Origin of the sequence: Catenibacillus scindens, from assembly GCF_014202115.1 — a bacterium.
Lineage (GTDB): Bacteria > Bacillota > Clostridia > Lachnospirales > Lachnospiraceae > Catenibacillus > Catenibacillus scindens.
In genome coordinates this window covers 118,578-138,795 of the sequence record NZ_JACHFW010000001.1, presented here as the reverse complement: position 1 = coordinate 138,795, position 20,218 = coordinate 118,578, and the positions used below count along the sequence as shown (strand labels likewise).

Here is a 20,218-nt window from a genome sequence, read left to right as displayed (position 1 = left end):
GATGAAAGCATATGATATTGTGATCGTAGGCGGCGGCCCGGCGGGGCTTGCGGCGGCAATTTCCGCCAGAGAAAGCGGGATTGAAAGCGTGCTGATCCTTGAGAGAGATAAAGAGCTTGGCGGAATTTTAAATCAGTGCATTCACAACGGTTTTGGACTGCACACATTTAAAGAAGAACTGACCGGACCGGAATATGCGGGACGTTTTATCCAGAAAGTACTGGATATGGAAATTGAATATAAATTAAATACAATGGTGGCGGATATTTCAAAAGACCGGGTGATCACAGCTATCAGCCGGGAAGAGGGCCTGACCCGGATCAAAGCCGGAGCTATTGTCCTTGCCATGGGATGCCGGGAGCGTCCGAGAGGCGCCCTGAATATTCCGGGATACCGCCCGGCGGGGATTTTCTCTGCGGGAACGGCTCAGCGCCTTGTGAATATGGAAGGCTACATGCCGGGCCGGGAGGTTGTGATCTTAGGTTCCGGTGACATCGGTCTGATCATGGCCCGCCGTATGACCCTGGAAGGGGCAAAAGTTAAGGTTGTAGCTGAGCTGATGCCTTACTCCGGAGGATTGAAGCGCAATATTGTACAGTGTCTTGACGACTTTGGCATTCCGTTAAAGTTAAGTCATACAGTGATTGATATTGACGGGAAAGACCGGGTCAAAGGCGTGACCATCGCCCAGGTTGGCAGCGACGGAAAGCCGGTGGCGGGGACGGAAGAATATATTTCCTGTGACACGCTGCTGCTGTCAGTGGGTCTGATCCCGGAAAATGAGCTTTCCCGCGGAATTGGTGTGCAGATCAGCCCGGTGACTAACGGCCCTGTAGTCAACGAAAGTCTGGAAACAAGTATTGACGGCGTTTTTGCCTGCGGAAATGTTCTCCACGTCCATGATCTGGTAGATTACGTGTCCGAGGAGGCTCACATGGCCGGGAAATGTGCGGCGGCTTATGTCCAGGCTCAAAAATTGGGAAATACAGAGGAATTTCAGGGCGGGCGCGCGGTTTCCCTCAAGGGTGAGAACGGCGTGCGCTATACTGTGCCGGTCTTTGTCCGTCCGGAACATATGGAAGATACCCTGACCGTCCGCTTCCGCGTAGGCAATGTATATAAAAATGCCAGTGTATGTACATATTTTGGAGACACCTGCATTTCCCGGCGCAAAAAGAGGGTTCTGGCCCCCGGTGAGATGGAGAATATCGTTTTAAAGAAAGCAGAAATAGAAAAATATCCGGATCTGGAGACCATTACGATCCGTATTGAGCAGGAATGACAGGAGGGACATAAGGAATGGAAAAGAGAGAATTGACCTGTATCGGATGCCCTCTGGGCTGTGCTGTGACCGTTGTCCTGGAAAATGGGGAAATTAAAAGCGTTACAGGAAATACATGTAAGCGGGGCGACGATTATGCCCGCAAGGAAGTGACACATCCTACCCGCATTGTGACAAGCACGGTTACGGTGGAGGGAGGCAGCGCGCCGGTAGTTTCTGTAAAGACAAAGGAAGATATTCCCAAGGATAAAATATTTGACTGCGTCCGGGCCCTCAGAGGCGTCAGCGTCAAAGCGCCTGTTCATATGGGCGATGTGATTTTGGAAAATGCAGCCGGCACCGGGGTAGACATTATTGCCACAAAAACCGTGTTATAAGAGCCGCATGGCTGAATAGATACACTTGACATCCGTCATTTCCTGTGGTATGTTGACTTAAATTATAGGAAACGTCATAATAATTTTTATTATGACGTTTCCTGCGCCGATATTTGATTCTCGCGGCGGCCGCCAAAGGGATATGCAGGCATATCTGAATGGCTCGTTGCCCGTGGAAATAAAAGCGGCGGCAGACACAGGGGGCGGATGTCTGTGTTTTGTGTGATCTTATAGGCTTTCTGCCCCAGGGCCGCAGAGAAAAAGAAAGGGACTGGCGTTTATGAACCGTGATTTTATCCGTGCTATTGAAGATTCCCCGGTGATCGGTGCGGTAAAGACGATGGAAGGGCTGGAAAAATGCCTGACTTCAGATATTGGTGTGATTTTTATACTTTTCGGCGATATCTGCAATATCGGGGAGATTGTGGATAAAGTGAAAGACAGAGGACGGCTGGCTATGGTGCATCTGGATCTTATTGCCGGTCTTGGAAATAAAGAGATTGTTGTGGACTTTATTAAAAAATATACCCACGCCGATGGTATCATCACCACACGGTCGTCCATGATCCGCCGGGCAAAAGAACTGGGTCTGTACACTGTGCAGCGTTTTTTTGTCCTGGATTCCCTGGCTTTTGAAAGTATCGGGCGCCAGCTTTTTTCCAGCCATCCGGATGTGATCGAAGTCCTTCCGGGCCTGATGCCAAAAGTGATCCGGAAACTGGTGAAGATCTGCCATGTGCCTGTGATCGCCGGAGGACTGATCGGAGATAAGGAGGATGTGCTGACTATGCTGGACGCCGGCGCTATGGCCATATCCTCCACCAATGAAAATACGTGGTTTATTTAAAAAAGATTTTTTGGCTATCAGGCGTTTGTCTTTTGCCTACGGCGGTTGAGGAACCCTGTTGGAAAGCCGTGAAAATGGAGGTTTTATAGCGAATAGTTGGAATTGAATAAATTAAATGAAAAATTTTGAAATTAGGTATTGACTTTTTGATAGGTTAATGGTAATATATCATTTGTCAGGAGGACAGAGAGTTCTTCTGGGAACAGAATAAGGATGCAGTTGTGGCGGAATTGGTATACGCGCTAGACTAAGGATCTAGTGGTCATTGCGACCGTACGGGTTCAAGTCCCGTCAACTGCACTGCTTTAGGCTCGCTGGGTGCGGGTCTTTTTGTTTTTTTGCGGCAAGATTCGAGGCAAAATTATTTCTATGGATAATATGGCTTTGTTCTTCATGTCTTTTCACATTATTCCGATAAACGCTAAATATTATTCCGATAGCGTTGCTATTATTCCGATAAGAGGGTATATTATTATCTAAGCGAGGTGAAATACTTATGTATATGTCAGTGAAACAAGCGGCAGAGATTGGCAGATACCATTATCAGAGAGCGTGATAAAACAGATTCATTATCTTATTCAACCTAAAATGGAGCAGTTGCTGGAAGCTTATAGAAAAAGCACTGAGCATATCATTCCCAGACTCGCCCGGTTCCATATTGAATTTGAAGGTATTCATCTGTTTATAGATGGCAACGGACGTACGGGGCGGTTGCTTGTTAATCTGGAACTGATGAAAGCAGGATATCCTCCGATTGATATTAAATTTACAGATCGGGTTGCTTATTACAATGCTTTTGATGAATATCATGTAAATCATAATTTGAATGCGATGGAAACCATGGTCTACGCTTACTTTGAAATTGGCCGGATGATTGTGGAAGAAGAACAGCACGGCGCGAACCGCGCTGCGTATGGAACACCGCTTTTAAAAGAACTTTCAGTATATCTTACAGAGCAGTTTGGTAAGGGCTATTCTGCAGAGAACTTGAAACTCATGCATATTACCAATATAGATGAGTGACATTTTTATGAGATTGAGGCGGTCAAGAATGACTGGAGCCTGGGTGAACTGAAACGGCAATACAGCAAAATGTACGTGCATTACTGTGACCGCAAGGTCAAACTCCCAGATGAAAATCCGACAATTAGTATTGTTCTTTGTAAAGATAAAAACAACGCGATTGTAGAAATGACACTTCTGAAAGATTATATTCAGGAGCATAAAGATCAGGGCGAAACTTCAATTAACGGCGGCGCCGGTATTGAGAATATGCCTTTTGAGAAATGGCTGGAAAAAATATAGGGATATCGGATATGGTGTCCGCCCGGTCCGGAGACGAAAAGGTTTCGCTTCATTAATACTTGGCAAAGGCGTTGAAATCTGCCGGGAACTGGGGATGAAAAGCGTTATCGTCGGATGTTATAAATCCAATGCTCATAAAAGTCCGGCACAACATTCGCTGCGGGAATGGTTTAAGCCCACGAAAGTTGCTGTTCGCTGGCTTGCAAATGAATAGTAACGCGAATTGCTGTGTCACAGATTTGCGGAAGATTTTTTGTTTACATCAGCTCTGTGAAATGTTAAAATTTACATAATGGTTCTGTACAGACTAGGAAATTTCATATTCAAGACCCGCTTGCGGGTCTTGGCGCGGGATTCGGGTCAGCTTTAGCTGACATCTTCCTTACCGAATCCCGGTGTATCTTAAGCGGAGCGTTTATCAGATGGGGGATTGACTCCCGCCACTGATACAAATTTGTTATACTCGCCGCCTATAGAGGCGGGAGTCTTTCTACATCTGATAAAACTGAATGCCGCAGTATGGGCGGCAAAACCATGGATGGAAACCATGGTCAGGATTTACAAAATTTACAGGAGGATATTGTTGTATGGGAACTCGATTTAAGTGTAACGAAGAAACTATCGCCCAGACCAAGGGGGGAAAGCTGAAAGGCTTTTACTATGATGGAATTTACACATTTCACGGCATCCGCTATGCAAAGGCAAAACGGTTTCAGATGCCGGCGCCGATCAAACCGTGGGAGGGTGTGAAAGACGCGTTAAGCTATGGTTATATATGCCCGATCTTAAATAATCCTAAGCCCACAGGGGAGGTGGCGACGCCTCACCGTTTCTGGCCGGAAAATGAAAATTGCCAGTACTTAAATATATGGACGCCAAGCCTGGACAGTTCGGCAAAGAAGCCGGTGCTTGTATGGCTTCACGGCGGCGGCTTTTTCTCCGGCTCATCCATTGAGCAGGTGTGCTATGATGGCGCCAATCTGGCGGAGTTTGGAGATGTGGTTGTGGTTTCTGTAAATCACCGTCTTAACGTTTTTGGCTATCTGGATATGTCTTCCTTCGGCGAAAAATATAAAAATTCCGGCAACGCCGGTATGGCAGATCTAGTAGCTGCCCTTATGTGGGTGAGAGATAATATTTCCGCATTTGGCGGCAATCCGGACAATGTGACGATTTTCGGCCAGTCCGGCGGCGGAAGCAAAGTGACGACTCTGGGACAAATTCCAGCGGCAGACGGCCTTTTCCATAAAACGGTTGTTATGAGCGGCGTTTATTCCAGTATGTCCCAGGGAGAGCAGGTGAAAGGAAGAGATCTGGTCCTTGCTATTTTGGAACAGTTAGATCTGGAAGAAAAGGATGTAGATGATCTGGCCACTATTATCACTACCCAGCGTCTCATTGAGGCAGTGAACGCCGCTGAAAAGAAGCTGGCGGCAGAGGGCAAGTATATTGAATGGGGGCCGACACCCAATGACTGGTACGTGGGAAATCCCGTGGAGGTTGGATTTGCAGACCACTTTAAGACCATCCCCACAATGATCGGGACAGTTTTAGGTGAATTTAGTATGGAGCCGCCTATCCCTCATAAAGATCAGTTAAGCGCCAAAGAGCGCCGGGATATCGTGGCCCAGAAATATGGCGAGGAAAACGCTGACGAGGTGATCCGCCGTTTTAAAGCAGCTTACCCGGATAAAAATGAAGTTTATGTGCGCAACCTGGATCTTATGTTCCGTCCGGGAACGCTGAAATATATTGAGCGCAAGGCAAAGGAAGGAACTGCTCCGGTTTATGCCTACATGTTTACACCCACATTTGAGATTGATGAAGATAAGCTGGCGTGGCATTGCTCAGATATTCCTTTCTGGTTCCATAACACATCTATTATTCCGGTGTGTCAGCTTGATGGTATTACCGAGAAGTTGGAGAATGTTATGTCCTCCGCCTTGGTTAACTTTGCCCGCAGCGGCAATCCAAACGCTGCCGGTCTTCCCTGGTGGGATCCATGCACAGCAGAACATACCAATTGTATGATCTTTGACAAGACATGCGAAGTGCGGGTAGATCATGAAAAAGATCTGATCCCTTATATGGAGAAAGTGACGCCGCCGTTTGTGTTTGATCCGTCCATGTTCCCTTCCGATGAGGACGAAGTGGATGAGGGCAGCGCCTGGTTTTATTAAAAAATTAAGAAGGGCTCCTGCCTCTGAAATTTTCAGCGACAGGAGCCTGTTGTTATTTTTAGGTGTTTATTCATCCTCAGCGCTTGAGGCATGGGAAAATAAATATCGGTAATAATCCGTATCCAGTATATAGGTAGAAAAAGTAAATTTTGCGGCAACTTCATTGTGGATGGACTGAACATATTCGTCAGAGACGGTTTCTTTCGGGCTCAGGGAAGTGACCTGACCATTTTGAGAGTTGTACATGGCCTTGTCGGTGATCCAGCTTTTGTTGGAAAAGATCACAAGGGGCGGGGAATTGGACAAAATATCCCTTCCCATGAGCAGCCGTGAGTCATATTCCAGACCGAAAAGGTTGGACAGGGTCGGAATAATATCCAGATTGGAACAGTATTTGTCAACAATGACCGGAGCATCGCCTTCCATGCTGCCGCTCCACAGGATCAGCGAGCTTTCGTAAAGTTCAAAATTGGACTCCACACTATGTCCGGCAAGTTCACTCAATTCGCTCTCCTCAAGACCGTAGGGATAATGGTCTGCGGCCATAACAATAACGGTATTTTCCAGTTTTCCTGCGGCGTCAAGCTGCTCTATGAGATACTCAAGGGCCCGATCCAGTTCCATGTTGGCAGCAATATACCCTTTGACATTTTCCGAGTAGGGGAGGGATTCCACGGCGTCCCGATGCTTGGAGGCCATGGCGTTGCCGCCCCAACTATAGGGCAAATGGCCGCTGACAGTCATATAGTAAATGCTGAAATGATCGTCATTAATGTATTCCGGGATGGTCAGCTCCATCATTTCCAGATCAGATTCCGGCCAGACATAGGTCACATCCAGGCCATTTCCGTAACCTTTGTAGGTGTAGCCCAGATTTGGATGGGACAGGTCACGGTCATAATAATCATAAGTATGATTGTGGTAGGCCAGAGTGGTATAGCCCTGGGCCAGAAACTGGTTGCCCATAGTGAAGGGAAGCCAGTTGTCGCTGGAGTGGGACATGCTCCATACGCCGCTTTTGGGGATCAGGCCGAGACAATTGACATACTCCCCGTCGGAAGTGCTGACGCCCCACACAGGATTGTAAAAATTCTGGAAAACAAAACCTTCGTTGGCCAGTTTATACAATGTGGGGGTCAGATCTTCGCTTATGGCATAGGGAGAAAATGCTTCAGCGGTGAGAAAGATCAGGTTAAAGTCTTTAAACATACCCGTATATTCATTGGTGTATGTAGGTTCCACCTGGGCAAAGTATTCGTCCATAGCTTTGTACACCTCATCCGTCTCGTTGGCTGCCAGAGCTTTAAAATCTATATCCATCACATTGGGAACCGGGATCTTCGGCGCCTCAGTTTCCGTCTCAGTTTCTATGGTCTCGCTTGCCTTTTCCCCGATGCTGTCTGTGGATTCCCCTGTTTCGGAAAATGAAGTGCTGTCTGGTTCGTTTTTCCAAAAATCCGGGGCGTCTGGTTCGGCAGCAGGCTCTTTTGAAAGCGCATCCTGGCCTGAACTTTGGGTCAGAAGGAGATCCCCTTTAAGCTCATCGGGAAAGATCAGGGCTTTCAGATCATTTTTTACGCAGCATAAAAGTCCAAAACGGTTCAAAACAAGCGTGCCCGGCTGCTCATGGTAATAAATGGCGTAGGCGCTTCCCGCCGCCTGACCGCCGGAGCGGAGCATAAGGAAAATAATCCCGAAACCGGCAATCACCGGGAGTATAAACAATCCAAGAAAGGGGAGGCGGTATTGCCGGTACACCACATGGAAGCGGGTCAAAAGAACGCGGGCGATGACCGGAACGGCAACCATAAGGGTCAGTGGGGGCACATTTTCAATAATAGTGTGGATAATAATATCCATAAACTGTGCTGCCTGGCCGGCATTTCCCATGGAGGAAAGAACCATAGGCGTGCGGAAAATTCCCATATATACGGTCTGGACCACAAAAGGTGCGATGGCCACAATAGTCAGAAGGAGGGAGAGTGTTTTGTTGACTTTAGGCTTCCAGAAACTGCACAGCAAAGTCATGGCGCTGCCAAGACTGACACATAAAAGCAGAGTGATGACAAATGTCCGTCCGGGAAAAGTCCCGATAACGAAAGCGCGGAAAATGCTCTCCTCATAGAGCAGCAAAAGCGGAAAGTAAAACAGCGGAAGAAGGTTTCGTTTTTTATACACTGAATCTGTGTGTTCTTTATTTTTCCCCATGTAATGTTCCCCCATATATTGTGAAAAATGTAATGATCTGATCTAACCATAGCAATATTAAAAGAGGGTGTCAAGGTATACTTTTGTTCAGATAACATGACCACATTTTCGTAATACATATCAATTGACTTAGGGGAAAGAGTCTGATAAAATTGTATTAACATAAAAACGTGATTTAGCTTTTAAAAGAAAGCAGGTGGGGGAAATGAAGGGAAAAATCTTTACACTACTGTCGACGGCCATATTGGCCGGGGTTGTGACGGGCGGCTGCGCTTCCCTGAACAATGGAGGAAGCTGTGGATTTGCCTATGATGGAAAGACCGCAGTGATTGAAGAAGATCTGGAAAATGTTGTTTTTGTGGATACGGAGGGCGATGTTTCCCTCAGTTTTGACTATGGGGGAGTAACCTATTCCATGGATTTTTCTCCGGAAAATGCTTCACAAATTTCCGGGGAGACGATATACACTTGTACATTTTCCAACAGTGAGGGCAAGGAATGTCTGGGAAATATTATTATGTCCGATGAGGCTGAAGGTTCAGCCGCAGGAACGGTTCGCTTTCGGGATGATATGACCAGCGATGAAGCCTTTGGCTTTATTGTGGCCCCAAATGCCTCTGATCTGGAAGATTACAGGGATGCTCTGGAGGAAGAAAGAATACAGTTGGAGACATGGACAGATTCAGCACAACAAACTCAGTAAAATCTTTCTATATATCTGTCGGGGATTTTACAAAGGAAACAGCGTATAGAGAAAGCGCCGGACACAAAGACTGCTGGTTTTTGCTGCCGGCACTTTTTTAAAGCATTTTGTTTTCTATAAAACCTTCATAAATATAAGAAGGATTTTCATAATATACGCTGCTGTTATAATCATAAATTTTTTCAAGATTATTTTTTCCGAGAGCATTGACTACATCTGCTCTTTTATTCTTTGTTTTCCGGGCAATATAATCAATCAGGCTGCAAGTAAAAAAAGATCATTATCTTTCCTGCTTTCTCTGCCTTTTTCTTCCATTATTTCATTACATCCTCATATCCCCTGTATTCACTTTAAAAGTAAGTATAGCACAAATGCCTGTTTTTGACTATCGCAAGATGATTTCCCCTCTTTACTTGCAGCCTGGCAAATGCTATGATAGCGTTAAGTACCGGGTCGGCCGTCACTGTTTTGCCGGGCCGGCAGGTTTAAAGAATATACCTTTTTTGAGAGGAGAGTTAATGTATGAAAAAGGTCATTACAAGCGTGATCATTACTCTGGTCTACGCGCTGCTGGCATTTTACTTTGCTTTGCCGGCTATTAACCTGAAATCCAAAGAATTTTATATGTACGTGATTTCAGTGATTGTTGTGTATCTCATTGTGTCTTTCCTGGCGGGAATGAAAGGTGCTTCCCGGTTTGACTGGAGCGGGAAAAGTAATTCCTTCTCCGGCGTAAATTTTCGCGGTATGAAAGTGAGTACCAAAATCCTTGGGGGGATCATTGTCATTGCCGCAGTTGTCCTCCTGGGGGGAAGTCTGATTTCCAGCGAATTTTTTCACGCGAAGAGCTACCAGCAGCTCATGCCGGTGGAGGAGCGGGAATTTGCCACAGATATCAGCCAGATTTCATTAAGGGACGTGCCGGTAGTTGACAGGGACAGCGCTGTGCGCCTTGGCGACCGGAAGCTTGGCGAGCTGGTGGATCTTGTATCCCAGTTCGAGGTGGATGAAAGCTCCTACTCTTATACCCAGATCAATTATAACGATGTGCCTACCCGGGTGGCGCCTCTGCGCTACGGCGACATTATTAAATGGTTTAATAACCAGTCCGACGGACTTCCTGGGTATATTTCTGTAAATATGACGACACAGGAAGTGTCCTTAGTCCAGTTGGATCAGGGGATAAAATATTCGCCGGGAGAGTATTTTTTCAGAAATCTTGACCGACATCTGCGGTTAAGCTACCCGACCCTGATTTTTGACGATTACCGTTTTGAGGTAGACGATGAGGGCAAGCCTTACTGGATCTGTCCTGTTGTGGACTATACCATCGGGCTCTTTGGCGGAAAAGATATCCGCGGCGTTGTTTTAGTGGACGCGTGCAGCGGCGCTACAGAGTATATGGACATTGAGGATGCGCCTACATGGATTGACCAGGCGTATTCATCGGATATTGTTGTCCAACAGATTGATTATTGGGGCAAATACCGCAACGGTTTCTTTAATACGATTTTCGGACAGAAAGACGTTGTTGTGACTTCCGGCGGCTACAATTACCTGGCTCTGGAAGACGATGTGTGGCTGTACACCGGACTGACGTCTGCCGGAAATGACGCTTCCAATATCGGCTTTGTTCTTGTCAATATGCGGACGAAGGAAGCCAGGTACTATACAGTGTCCGGGGCCACAGAGTATTCGGCCATGTCCTCGGCGGAAGGACAGGTGCAGCATCTATCCTATGTATCAACCTTCCCTATCCTGTTAAACATTGGCAATCAGCCTACCTATTTTGTATCTCTGAAAGATAATGCCGGGCTTGTGAAAATGTTTGCCTTTGTCAATGTGGAGCGCTACCAGTTAGTGGCTATCGGGGATACGCTGAATGAAGCATACTCGGAATACTTAAAGCTTCTGGCTCAGAACACCCAGGTAGATTCCTCGGCGCTGACTACCACTGAAGGTGTGATTTCCTACATCTCTTCGGCGGTGCGGGATGGCAATACCTACTATTATATTGAGCTGGAGGATCTGGATAAAGTCTTTGTGGCTTCCATTCAGTCCAATGAGATCCTGGCGGTTCTTAGGCCGGGAGATCAGGTTTCGGTGGGGTATGTGCCGTCGGAAGATGAGTTTATTGATATCAGCGAGATCAGCCGAACCGCAAGGGCCGCGAATCAGGAAAGTTCAGCCGGATCCGCGGCGCTTAGGGAAGCAAACGAGGAAACAGAATAGCTCTTGCGGCATTTTAAATGTTGGTATATAATGTTGAAGGTGTCAAAAGGTCATGCTTGCCTGCGCAGGCGCAGTCCCCATGGCCTTTTGACGTTTGTATCATAAATTTTGTGATGTCCGGTTCAGGCAGAGGGAAACCTTCTGTGTTTAGCCCGGTGATTGTGATGGAATTAAGCCGATGATTAAGGAGGAAATATACAGACATGAGTAAAGTCAGAACACGTTTCGCGCCAAGTCCGACAGGGCGGATGCATGTGGGAAATCTGCGCACCGCGCTGTACGCTTATCTGATCGCCAAGCATGAGGGCGGCGATTTTATACTTCGCATTGAAGATACAGACCAGGAGCGCTATATGGAAGGCGCGGTGGATATTATTTACCGGACTTTGGAAAAGACCGGATTGATCCATGACGAGGGGCCGGATAAAGACGGCGGCTGCGGACCCTATGTCCAGAGTGAGCGTCAGGCTCAGGGTATTTATCTGAAATACGCCCAAATGCTTGTGGATAAAGGGGAGGCATACTACTGCTTTTGCGATAAAGAGCGGCTGGATTCTTTAAAACAGGAGATCGCCGGCAAGGAGATCGTTGTCTATGACAAGCACTGTCTCCATCTTTCCAAAGAGGAAGTCCAGGCAAAACTGGACGCGGGAGTGCCTTATGTGATCCGTCAGAACAACCCAACCACCGGGACAACCACATTCCACGATGAGATTTACGGGGATATCACGGTGGACAATTCAGAGCTGGATGATATGATCCTTATAAAGTCTGACGGCTACCCCACCTATAATTTTGCCAACGTTGTGGATGACCATCTCATGGGGATCACCCACGTAGTCCGGGGCAACGAGTATTTGTCCTCATCACCGAAATATAACCGCCTCTATGAAGCCTTTGGCTGGGACGTTCCGGTATATGTTCACTGTCCGCTGATTACTAACGAGGAACACAAAAAGCTGAGCAAGCGCAGCGGTCATTCCTCCTACGAGGATCTGCTGGATCAGGGATTTATTTCCGAAGCCATTGTCAATTATGTGGCCCTCCTTGGCTGGTGTCCGCAGGATAACAGGGAGATCTTTTCACTGAATGAACTTGTGGAAGTCTTTGATTACCATCATATGAGCAAGACACCGTCGGTGTTTGATATGACCAAGCTGAAATGGATGAACGGCGAGTATATGAAGGCCATGGATTTTGATAAATTTTATGAAATGGCAGAGCCTTACCTTAAAAAATCCATTACGAAAGATCTGGATTTAAAGAAGATCGCGGCTATGGTTAAGACAAGAATTGAAGTATTTCCGGATATTTACGATCATGTGGACTTTTTTGAAAAAATTCCGGAGTACGATCCATCTATGTATGTTCACAAAAAGAGCAAATCCACCATGGAGACGGCTTTGGACATCCTTAAAGGGCTTGTGCCGGTACTGGAAGGTCAGGAAAATTTCACCAATGACGCTCTCTATGAAATCCTTGTGGCTTTCGCCCAGGAACATGGCTATAAAAATGCTACCGTTATGTGGCCGGTGCGCACGGCCGTTTCCGGAAAGCAAATGACGCCGGGAGGCGCCACAGAGCTTATGGAAGTATTAGGCAAAGAGGAATCTCTGGCCCGCATTCGCAAGGGCATTGAGCTTTTAGAGAGCGCGGTGGGCGGAGTATGAGTTTTAATCCCGCCCAACAGGAGGCCATCAGCCACGTCGCCGGCCCGGCAATGATCCTGGCCGGTCCGGGATCGGGAAAGACTACTGTCATTACACAGCGGGTGCGCTATCTTATTGAGGAGGCCGGAGTACATCCGGCCTCCATTCTTGTTGTTACCTTTACAAAGGCCGCGGCCAGGGAAATGAAAGAGCGCTTTTTTGCCCTCTGCAAAGGGCAGCCCATGCCAGTCAGTTTTGGAACCTTCCACAGTATTTTTTTCGCTGTCTTAAAAGCAGCTTACAACTATACGGCGGGGGACATTATTACGGACAGCCGGAGAATGGAGCTTTTCAGGCAGATCGTTGAGGAAATGGATCTGGAAATTGACGATATGGCGGATTTTATCGTCAACGTCTCCGGGGAAGTCAGTCTTGTGAAAGGGGAAAATATGTCCCTGGATCACTATTATTCGGTCAACTGCGCCGATGATGTGTTTAAGGCGATCTATAAAGCCTACGGCAGAAAACTGAAAGAAAACCGTCTCATTGATTTTGACGATATGCTTTTGTATACCTGGGAGCTGTTTAAGGCACGTCCGGATATTCTTGGGGCGTGGCAGAAAAAGTTTCAGTATATTCTTATTGACGAGTTTCAGGATATTAACCAGGTTCAGTATGAGATTATCCGCATGATGGCGGCGCCGGAAAACAATCTGTTTATTGTTGGGGATGATGACCAGTCTATTTACCGTTTCAGAGGCGCCCGTCCGGAGATCATGCTTGGATTTACAAAGGATTACCCCAAATCCAAAACGATTCTTCTGGATATTAACTACCGCTGTACCCAACAGATTGTGGAGGGAGCTTTGCAGGTCATTAAAAATAACCGGGAGCGGTATGAAAAACAATTAAAGGCATTTCACAGCGGCGGCGAACCTATAGAGGTGAAAATGTTTAATACTATGGCGGAAGAATATGAAACCCTTATCCGGGAAGTGTACCAGAGCCATAAAGAGGATAAAATGCCCCTTAAAGATATGGCGGTGCTGTACCGGACCAATACCGGGGCCAGACTTTTGGTGGCAAAGCTGATGGAGTACAACATTCCTTTCCGGATGAAAGACAGTGTGCCCAATTTATTTGACCACTGGATCGCCAAGGACATTTTTGCCTACATTAAGGCAGCTTTGGGGCAGGCTTCGCGGAGCGATTATCTTAGAATCATCAATCGGCCAAAGCGGTATATCTCCCGGCAGATGCTTACCGGAACCGGTCATTTTCTGGAAACATTAAAGGCAAGCTATGCCGGGAAAGACTGGGCCCTGGAGCGGTTGGACCGTCTGGCCTATGATCTGGAAAGCCTGGGGAAAATGAATCCCTACGGGGCGGTGAACTATATCCGCTACGGGGTGGGCTACGACAATTTTCTCATAGAGTATGCCAGGGATCACCGGGTGAAAGAGGAAGATCTTTTGGATATTGTCACTGAACTTCAGGACAGTGCCAAAAACTACGAAAGTTTCCAGGACTGGTTTGCTTATATGGAAGATTATGGGCTAAAACTGAAAGAAAAAAGCCGGCGAAGGGAAGAAACTGCCGACGGCCTTGTCCTGTCCACTATGCACAGCGCCAAGGGGCTGGAATACTCAACGGTTTTTATTATTGACGCCAACGAGGGGGTCATGCCTCACAAAAAGGCGGTGATGGAGGCAGATGTGGAAGAGGAACGCCGCATGTTTTATGTGGCCATGACCAGGGCGAGGAACAAACTCCACATTTATTTTGCTAAAGAGCGGTATCATAAGCCGGCGGATATGTCCAGGTTTGTAGGCGAACTGCTTGTGGACCGTTCCCTCTTTAGGACTGGGGCACGGGTGCGTCACCGGATCTATGGGGAAGGTACTATTACAAAAGTGACCCAGACGGCGGTGACCATTTTATTTACAGAGTCCAAAGAAATAAAAACATTAAATATTTCTTTTTGTATTTCTAACGGACTGCTAAGGCTTTTGCATAATGAATGAAAACCGTCCTCTTCCTGATGACTGAACTGTTGCGGTCTTTGTGCTATGGATGAAAGCCACGAATGGCTTGTTTTGAGACTGGCTTTCAGCAACAGTTCAGTCCGCGCCATTCGCAAAGCCGCGCTTGCGCGCTGACCCGCGGCTGACGCCGCTCCTTTGCTCATGATCTGGCGCTCCCCTCATCAGGAAGGAGGCGGGCTCGTCCTTATGCAAGCATAAACTATCCCGCCTCTTCCTGATGACTGAACTGTTGACTTTCACATTTTGCTTGCATTTTACATGGGAATCTGATAAAGTCATAGGTGTCAGTATAATGACGGGAACCAGCGGTCAGACGGCTGCGTTCCTATTCTAAGGAATGAGAGGTATTGCTTATGAGTGAAGATACACATGGCAAGAACTGTGATTGTGGATGCCAGGACAATGATGACGAGGCAACTGTTACATTGACACTTGACGATGGCTCTGAACTTGAGTGCGCTGTTTTATCTATTTTCCCTGCGGGGGAAAATCAGTATATCGCTCTGATCCCATTAGATCAGGAGGACAGCGAGGACGGCGATGTTTATCTCTACCGTTTCCAGGAATTTGACAACGGTGAGATTCAGCTTGACAACATTATTGATGACGAAGAGTATGAGATCGTTGCGGACGCTTTCGATGAACTTCTTGACAGCGAAGAATTTGACGAGATGTTTGACGACGAAGACTGATAGCTGAATAGTTACAAAATGCATTAAAAGCCCTGAAGTTTATGGCTGAGGACAAAAGTCTCTCACGCTGTGGACTTCAGGGCTTTTGTAAAGCTTTTATAAAAAAGAACTACTGTTTTTTTGGCAACTGTGCTATAATGAGGTCAAATTTTAATTTGACCTCAACATCTTTTTTATAACAGTTCAACCGCCGGGGATGGCGCGGGCTGAACTGTTACTTTTTATAAATCATGATGAGACGTGATAAAGTGATAAAGAGCAGGGAATCCGGAGGGAGAGCCGGCAGCAGGACTATCGGTTTGTAGCGCTCATTAAAGACAGGAGTGATCAGATGAAAGAAATATTGGAGATGGCCCAAAGTCTGAAAGACCAGATCGTTGCCGACCGGCGGTATATCCATGAGCATCCGGAGATTGGCATGGATCTACCGGCAACATGCGCCTACATTAAGAAAAGGCTGACAAAGATGGGCATTCCTTTTAAGGAACATATAGTGCCGATGCCGGAAAAGCTGATCCGGGATTTTTTGGAGGCAGGTTTTCCCAAGATGGAGCGGGCCACAGGTGTCACAGCCCTGATTGGCAGCGGAAGCCCGTGTATACTCCTTCGGGCGGATATGGACGCCCTCCCCATAAAAGAGGAAAATGACCTGCCCTTTGCAGCTAAAGGCGGATATGGTCATATGTGCGGCCATGACAGTCATGTGGCCATGCTTTTAGGAGCTGCGGCCATCTTGAAATCTATGGAATCCCGGCTTTGCGGCACAGTTAAGCTGCTGTTTCAACCTGGTGAGGAGACTGGCGCCGGCGCAAGGCTTATGGTGGAAGGCGGTGTTCTGGAAAATCCTCATGTAGACGGGGCTCTTGGAATCCATATCCATGCCAATAAAAAAGAAGGCCAGGTGACTTACTGTAAGGGCGTCAACTCCGCTTCTCTGGACACTTATATTGTGAAAATCAAAGGCAAAGGAGGCCACAGTTCCGCACCCCATGAGTGCGTGGACCCGTTAATGATCATGAACCAGGTCTATCAGGCGGTGAATCTCCTTGTGACAAGGGAGGTGGACCCGGAGGCCATGGTGGCTCTGACCTGTGGCGTTGCCAAAGGAGGGACAGCGGTTAATATTATCCCAGACACCGCCCAGGTTCACATTGGTGTGCGCACACTAAATGTGGCGGCCAGGAACCATCTGGCCAAACGGATTCCTGAGCTTGTGGACGGCTATGTCCGGGCGTGGCGTGGCAGTTTTGAGATGACCTGCTTTAAAACGCCAAGCACTTGCACAGATCCGGAATTTTGCGATGCCCTCCTTCCCTATATTGAGGAAGTGGCGGGAGATGGAAATGTGTCTGTAACGCCGCCCATGAAAGCTACGGAAGATTTTGGATATATTACAGAGAAAGTGCCGGGAATGTATTTAAGTCTAGGTGATGGCGAGGAAGGGGCAGCGCCTATGCATAATCCCAGGATGATGCTTCGGGAGGAGGCATTTACCACCGGGGCGGCGCTTTACGCTAACTGTGCCTTTGAATGGCTTAGAGAAAAAGCGGCCCGGTAAGGAGGAGATTGCAATGCGTCAAGAGAAAATGAAAAGAGGATTTAAGCTGCCTCATGTCTATATTATATTAATGTTTATGATGCTTCTCGTGGTTATTTTGTCCTGGATTATTCCAAGCGGCGCTTACGAGAGGGTTTTAGACTCCGATACCGGGCGGGAGATCATTAATCCGGATAACTTTTCCTATGTGGAGCAAAGTAATCCTATTACATTTATGAATTTCTTTGAGGCCATTTATAATGGTTTTGTAAGCGGTGCCAGCATTATGGGTACTCTGTTTATAAGTTCCGGTATTATTTACATACTGGAAGTCAGCGGTGCTTTCGGCGCCGGGATACAGAAGATCCTCAAACACACAAAAGGGAAAGAATTTTCCGTTGTTGTGATCTTCTATACTATTTTTGTTGTTTTTGGCGTACTTGGATACGGTGAGGCGGCCTATCCCTTTTACCCTCTGGCGGTGACTATCGGCCTTGCCCTGGGCTATGACCGGGTGGTGGGCGCGGGCCTTGCCATTGTGGGAAGTACTGTAGGTTTTACCTGCGGAATGCTTAACATGTTTACCACAGGCGTGGCCCAGCAGCTTGTGGGGCTGCCTATGTTTTCCGGTATGGGAATGCGGGCTGTAGGACTTGTTGTCTTTTATATTATCGGATTTTTTGGGCTGTTTTTTTACTGCAAAAAGATTAAAAAGACCCCGGAAAAGAGTATTGTCCGAGACGAGTATTTAACTCAGAAAGCAGAGGATTTTCAGGAAAATGACCAGAAAATGACGCTGCCCAGGGTTTTGGGCCTGATCGCTTTCCTTGTAGTTATTATTATCCAGGGCATAGGCGCTGTGGGATTCGGATGGTCTTTCCCGCAGATTGCCGCCCTGTATGTTATTTTCGGATTTGTGTTGGCTGTCATTTTCCGCATTGGCCCAAGCCGGGTATGTACTATATTTACCCAGGGAGCTACTAGGGTGTTTTCTGCGGCCTTTGCCATCGGCCTGGCTAACGCTGTCGTTGCGCTGATGAACCAGGCCCAGATTCTGGATACGCTGGTTTACCACATGTCCGGTTTCCTCAACGGAAAGAGCGCAATTGTGACGCTGCTCATTATTTATGTATTCGTCACGTTGTTTAACTTTTTCGTTGTATCCGGCAGCGGCAAAGCGGTTATTGTTATGCCCATACTTCAGCCTCTGGGAAATATTTTACATATTAATCAGCAGGTCCTTGTTTTGGCCTATCAGTATGGCGACGGCATTACCAATAGTTTCTGGCCGGGCAGCGCTATGGTCGGGTTATCCATGTGCAATCTCGGCTATGGAGAGTGGATACGGTTTTGCTGGAAAATCTATGTATCTATGATGGTGGCGGCTTTTGTCCTTGTCATCATTGCCAATGCCATCGGCTACGGACCATTTTAAAAGTTGGCAATTAATTATTAATTCAGCCATGCCTCTCGGATTTCCGCAGCTAACGCGGCTGAATAGTTATAATGTTGATTTTGAGGTGAACAAAGTGAAAGCGTTGGACATATTATATGAACTTGCAGGTGTGCGCAGCGATACCGGGAGCGCATACGAAAAAGCTCTTGGGGAAAAAATATATGACATGATCAGTGAAAACTCTTATTTTAAGGCGAATCCTGCCCTGTGCGGCATGGAAACCTTTGGGGATTTCATGGACCGCCCGGTAGTGTGGGCTCTTCGTCCCGGAAAAAGTAAGAAAACAGTGTTGTTATCCGGACACTATGATGCGGTGGAGATTGATAGCTACGGGCCTTTTAAGGATGTGGCCACTCAGCCGGATCTTCTCAAAGAGCGGATGCAGCAGGCTCATCTGGAAAATGACGGGGTAAAAGATGAGAGTTTTTTTAAGGATCTTTATGACGACAACTGGATTTTCGGCCGGGGATGCGCCGACATGAAAGGAGGGCTTTCAGCGGCTCTTGAAATTGTTCTTGGTGAGGAATGTTTTGAAAATACTATTTTATTTGTGGCCGTCTATGATGAGGAGAACCTTTCTGCGGGAATGCGCTGTGCCATGCCTCTCATCCGCAGGCTGCGGGATGAGTATGATCTGGATTTTCGCCTGTGCCTCATCGGGGAACCCCAAGACAATGACCCGGAAGCGTCAAACCATGTGAACATGTACGGCGGCGGTGCGGGAAAGGTGCTGCCCCTGATCCTGGCCAGAGGATATCTGTCTCACAGTGCCCAGGCATTGGAAGGGCTGAATGCTGCCTACATGATCTCGGAAGTTGTCCGGGAGATCGAGATGAACGCAGATTATATTTCCACCGATTATGGTATCAGTGTCCAGCCTCCCACAGTTTTGTGGCAGAGGGATTTAAAACCGGCTTACGATGTGTCTTTAGTGGAGTATGCTGCTGCGGCCATCAGTATACTGTTCCTGGAAAGCGTTTCTCCTGACGCACTTATGGAGCGGGTGGAGGCTTCCTGTAAAAAAGCCATGAAGAAGGCGGCGAAAAAATACCGGAAATCTTTTGAGAAAGCCAGGGAACTTGGAGCCGTCAGGACAGAAGTTTTTAAAGATTTCAGGCCGAAAGTGATGCGCCTGGAAGAAGTGTTGGCTATTGTAAAAGAGCGGGAGCCGGATTTTGAAAAGCGCCAGCAGGCGTTTAACGACAGTCTGTCCAAAAAAATCCGGGGCAATGAGATGACTCTGATCCAGGCCAGCGTATCTTACATGCAGGATCTCACAGAGCGGTCAGGAATCAAAGATCCGGTAGTGGTCATCGGCATCGCGCCGCCATATTATCCGGCGGTGACAAGCTTTCGCTTAAAGGGCGGCATTGGAAAGCTGGAGCAGCTTTACGAGAAAGCCGCTGGTGAAAATGGATATACGGGAAGTGTTGAACCTTATTTTGCCGGTATGGGGGATATCAGCTATATGATGTGCGCCGATGCCCAGGCCCAGCGCCGCCTTATGAGCAATCTGACGCTGCCGGAAAGTATTTATGATATTCCTTTTGAGGACATCCAGGAATTGAGCATGCCCTCCTTTTGGATGGGGCCCCGATCTAAGGCCATGCATCAGTGGAAGGAGCGGGTATATAAGCCGGATATTGAGGAACTTTTGCCGGCAATGATGCGCAGTCTGATCAGAAACATATAAAAGGGGTGTTGA

The 20,218-nt window shown here is 47.4% G+C and carries 14 protein-coding genes, 1 tRNA gene and 2 pseudogenes; 16 read left to right on the top strand and 1 reads right to left on the bottom strand.

Annotated features, from left to right (window positions below):
• Position 1 precedes the first annotated feature (1 nt).
• From HNP82_RS00560 to HNP82_RS00525, 8 genes and pseudogenes are all read left to right on the top strand, one after another.
• The gene (locus HNP82_RS00560) at positions 2-1,282 is read left to right on the top strand and encodes an NAD(P)/FAD-dependent oxidoreductase (protein ID WP_183770287.1); all 1,281 of its coding nucleotides are present in this window, start codon (positions 2-4) and stop codon (positions 1,280-1,282) included.
• Positions 1,283-1,299: 17 nt separating this feature from the next.
• The gene (locus tag HNP82_RS00555; protein WP_183770285.1) at positions 1,300-1,659 is read left to right on the top strand and encodes a DUF1667 domain-containing protein; all 360 of its coding nucleotides are present in this window, start codon (positions 1,300-1,302) and stop codon (positions 1,657-1,659) included.
• Positions 1,660-1,939: 280 nt separating this feature from the next.
• The gene (locus tag HNP82_RS00550; protein WP_183770283.1) at positions 1,940-2,506 is read left to right on the top strand and encodes a glycerol-3-phosphate responsive antiterminator; all 567 of its coding nucleotides are present in this window, start codon (positions 1,940-1,942) and stop codon (positions 2,504-2,506) included.
• Between the two features lie 215 nt (positions 2,507-2,721).
• Positions 2,722-2,806 (top strand) — tRNA-Leu (locus HNP82_RS00545).
• 234 nt (positions 2,807-3,040) lie between these two features.
• Positions 3,041-3,223 (top strand): annotated as a pseudogene (locus HNP82_RS18735) (Fic family protein); the annotation flags it as partial.
• A 114-nt stretch (positions 3,224-3,337) separates the two neighbouring features.
• Positions 3,338-3,811 (top strand): annotated as a pseudogene (locus HNP82_RS18730) (PDDEXK nuclease domain-containing protein).
• A complete protein-coding gene (locus tag HNP82_RS18725) occupies positions 3,771-4,025 on the top strand; it encodes a GNAT family N-acetyltransferase (RefSeq protein WP_408609648.1) in 255 nt (84 codons plus the stop codon). Before HNP82_RS18730 ends, HNP82_RS18725 begins: the two are co-directional and overlap by 41 nt.
• Positions 4,026-4,398: 373 nt before the next feature.
• Positions 4,399-5,991: a carboxylesterase/lipase family protein gene (locus HNP82_RS00525; protein ID WP_183770279.1), complete on the top strand. Its 1,593-nt coding sequence runs from the start codon at positions 4,399-4,401 to the stop codon at positions 5,989-5,991.
• 66 nt (positions 5,992-6,057) lie between these two features.
• Here the strand turns inward: HNP82_RS00525 and HNP82_RS00520 are convergent, their stop codons facing one another.
• Positions 6,058-8,199, bottom strand: a complete 2,142-nt coding sequence (locus HNP82_RS00520; RefSeq protein ID WP_183770277.1) for an LTA synthase family protein — start codon at positions 8,197-8,199, stop codon at positions 6,058-6,060.
• A gap of 205 nt (positions 8,200-8,404) precedes the next feature.
• Between HNP82_RS00520 and HNP82_RS00515 the strand changes: the two genes are divergently transcribed.
• From HNP82_RS00515 to HNP82_RS00480, 8 genes are all read left to right on the top strand, one after another.
• Entirely contained in the window at positions 8,405-8,902 is a 498-nt protein-coding gene (locus HNP82_RS00515; RefSeq protein WP_183770275.1) for a hypothetical protein, read from the top strand.
• A 522-nt stretch (positions 8,903-9,424) separates the two neighbouring features.
• Positions 9,425-11,134, top strand: a complete 1,710-nt coding sequence (locus HNP82_RS00510) for a CvpA family protein (RefSeq protein WP_183770273.1) — start codon at positions 9,425-9,427, stop codon at positions 11,132-11,134.
• Positions 11,135-11,337: 203 nt separating this feature from the next.
• On the top strand, positions 11,338-12,804 hold the full coding sequence (gene gltX / locus HNP82_RS00505) for a glutamate--tRNA ligase (RefSeq protein WP_183770271.1): 1,467 nt from the start codon (positions 11,338-11,340) through the stop codon (positions 12,802-12,804).
• The gene (locus HNP82_RS00500) at positions 12,801-14,807 is read left to right on the top strand and encodes an ATP-dependent helicase (RefSeq protein WP_183770269.1); all 2,007 of its coding nucleotides are present in this window, start codon (positions 12,801-12,803) and stop codon (positions 14,805-14,807) included. The genes gltX and HNP82_RS00500 overlap by 4 nt, the downstream gene beginning before the upstream one ends.
• Before the next feature lie 374 nt (positions 14,808-15,181).
• On the top strand, positions 15,182-15,520 hold the full coding sequence (locus tag HNP82_RS00495; protein ID WP_183770267.1) for a DUF1292 domain-containing protein: 339 nt from the start codon (positions 15,182-15,184) through the stop codon (positions 15,518-15,520).
• A gap of 331 nt (positions 15,521-15,851) precedes the next feature.
• Complete coding sequence (locus HNP82_RS00490; protein ID WP_183770265.1) at positions 15,852-17,078, top strand: M20 metallopeptidase family protein; 1,227 nt, start codon at positions 15,852-15,854, stop codon at positions 17,076-17,078.
• A gap of 13 nt (positions 17,079-17,091) precedes the next feature.
• Positions 17,092-18,492: a YfcC family protein gene (locus HNP82_RS00485; protein ID WP_183770263.1), complete on the top strand. Its 1,401-nt coding sequence runs from the start codon at positions 17,092-17,094 to the stop codon at positions 18,490-18,492.
• Between the two features lie 94 nt (positions 18,493-18,586).
• Entirely contained in the window at positions 18,587-20,206 is a 1,620-nt protein-coding gene (locus HNP82_RS00480; RefSeq protein WP_183770261.1) for a M20/M25/M40 family metallo-hydrolase, read from the top strand.
• Positions 20,207-20,218: the final 12 nt, after the last annotated feature.

Coding starts and splice junctions, on each gene's coding strand:
- HNP82_RS00560 (WP_183770287.1), top strand. CDS start 2: ATGAAAGCATATGATATTGTGATCGTAGGCGGCGGCCCGGCGGGGCTT.
- HNP82_RS00555 (WP_183770285.1), top strand. CDS start 1,300: ATGGAAAAGAGAGAATTGACCTGTATCGGATGCCCTCTGGGCTGTGCT.
- HNP82_RS00550 (WP_183770283.1), top strand. CDS start 1,940: ATGAACCGTGATTTTATCCGTGCTATTGAAGATTCCCCGGTGATCGGT.
- HNP82_RS00525 (WP_183770279.1), top strand. CDS start 4,399: ATGGGAACTCGATTTAAGTGTAACGAAGAAACTATCGCCCAGACCAAG.
- HNP82_RS00520 (WP_183770277.1), bottom strand. CDS start 8,199: ATGGGGAAAAATAAAGAACACACAGATTCAGTGTATAAAAAACGAAAC.
- HNP82_RS00515 (WP_183770275.1), top strand. CDS start 8,405: ATGAAGGGAAAAATCTTTACACTACTGTCGACGGCCATATTGGCCGGG.
- HNP82_RS00510 (WP_183770273.1), top strand. CDS start 9,425: ATGAAAAAGGTCATTACAAGCGTGATCATTACTCTGGTCTACGCGCTG.
- gltX (WP_183770271.1), top strand. CDS start 11,338: ATGAGTAAAGTCAGAACACGTTTCGCGCCAAGTCCGACAGGGCGGATG.
- HNP82_RS00500 (WP_183770269.1), top strand. CDS start 12,801: ATGAGTTTTAATCCCGCCCAACAGGAGGCCATCAGCCACGTCGCCGGC.
- HNP82_RS00495 (WP_183770267.1), top strand. CDS start 15,182: ATGAGTGAAGATACACATGGCAAGAACTGTGATTGTGGATGCCAGGAC.
- HNP82_RS00490 (WP_183770265.1), top strand. CDS start 15,852: ATGAAAGAAATATTGGAGATGGCCCAAAGTCTGAAAGACCAGATCGTT.
- HNP82_RS00485 (WP_183770263.1), top strand. CDS start 17,092: ATGCGTCAAGAGAAAATGAAAAGAGGATTTAAGCTGCCTCATGTCTAT.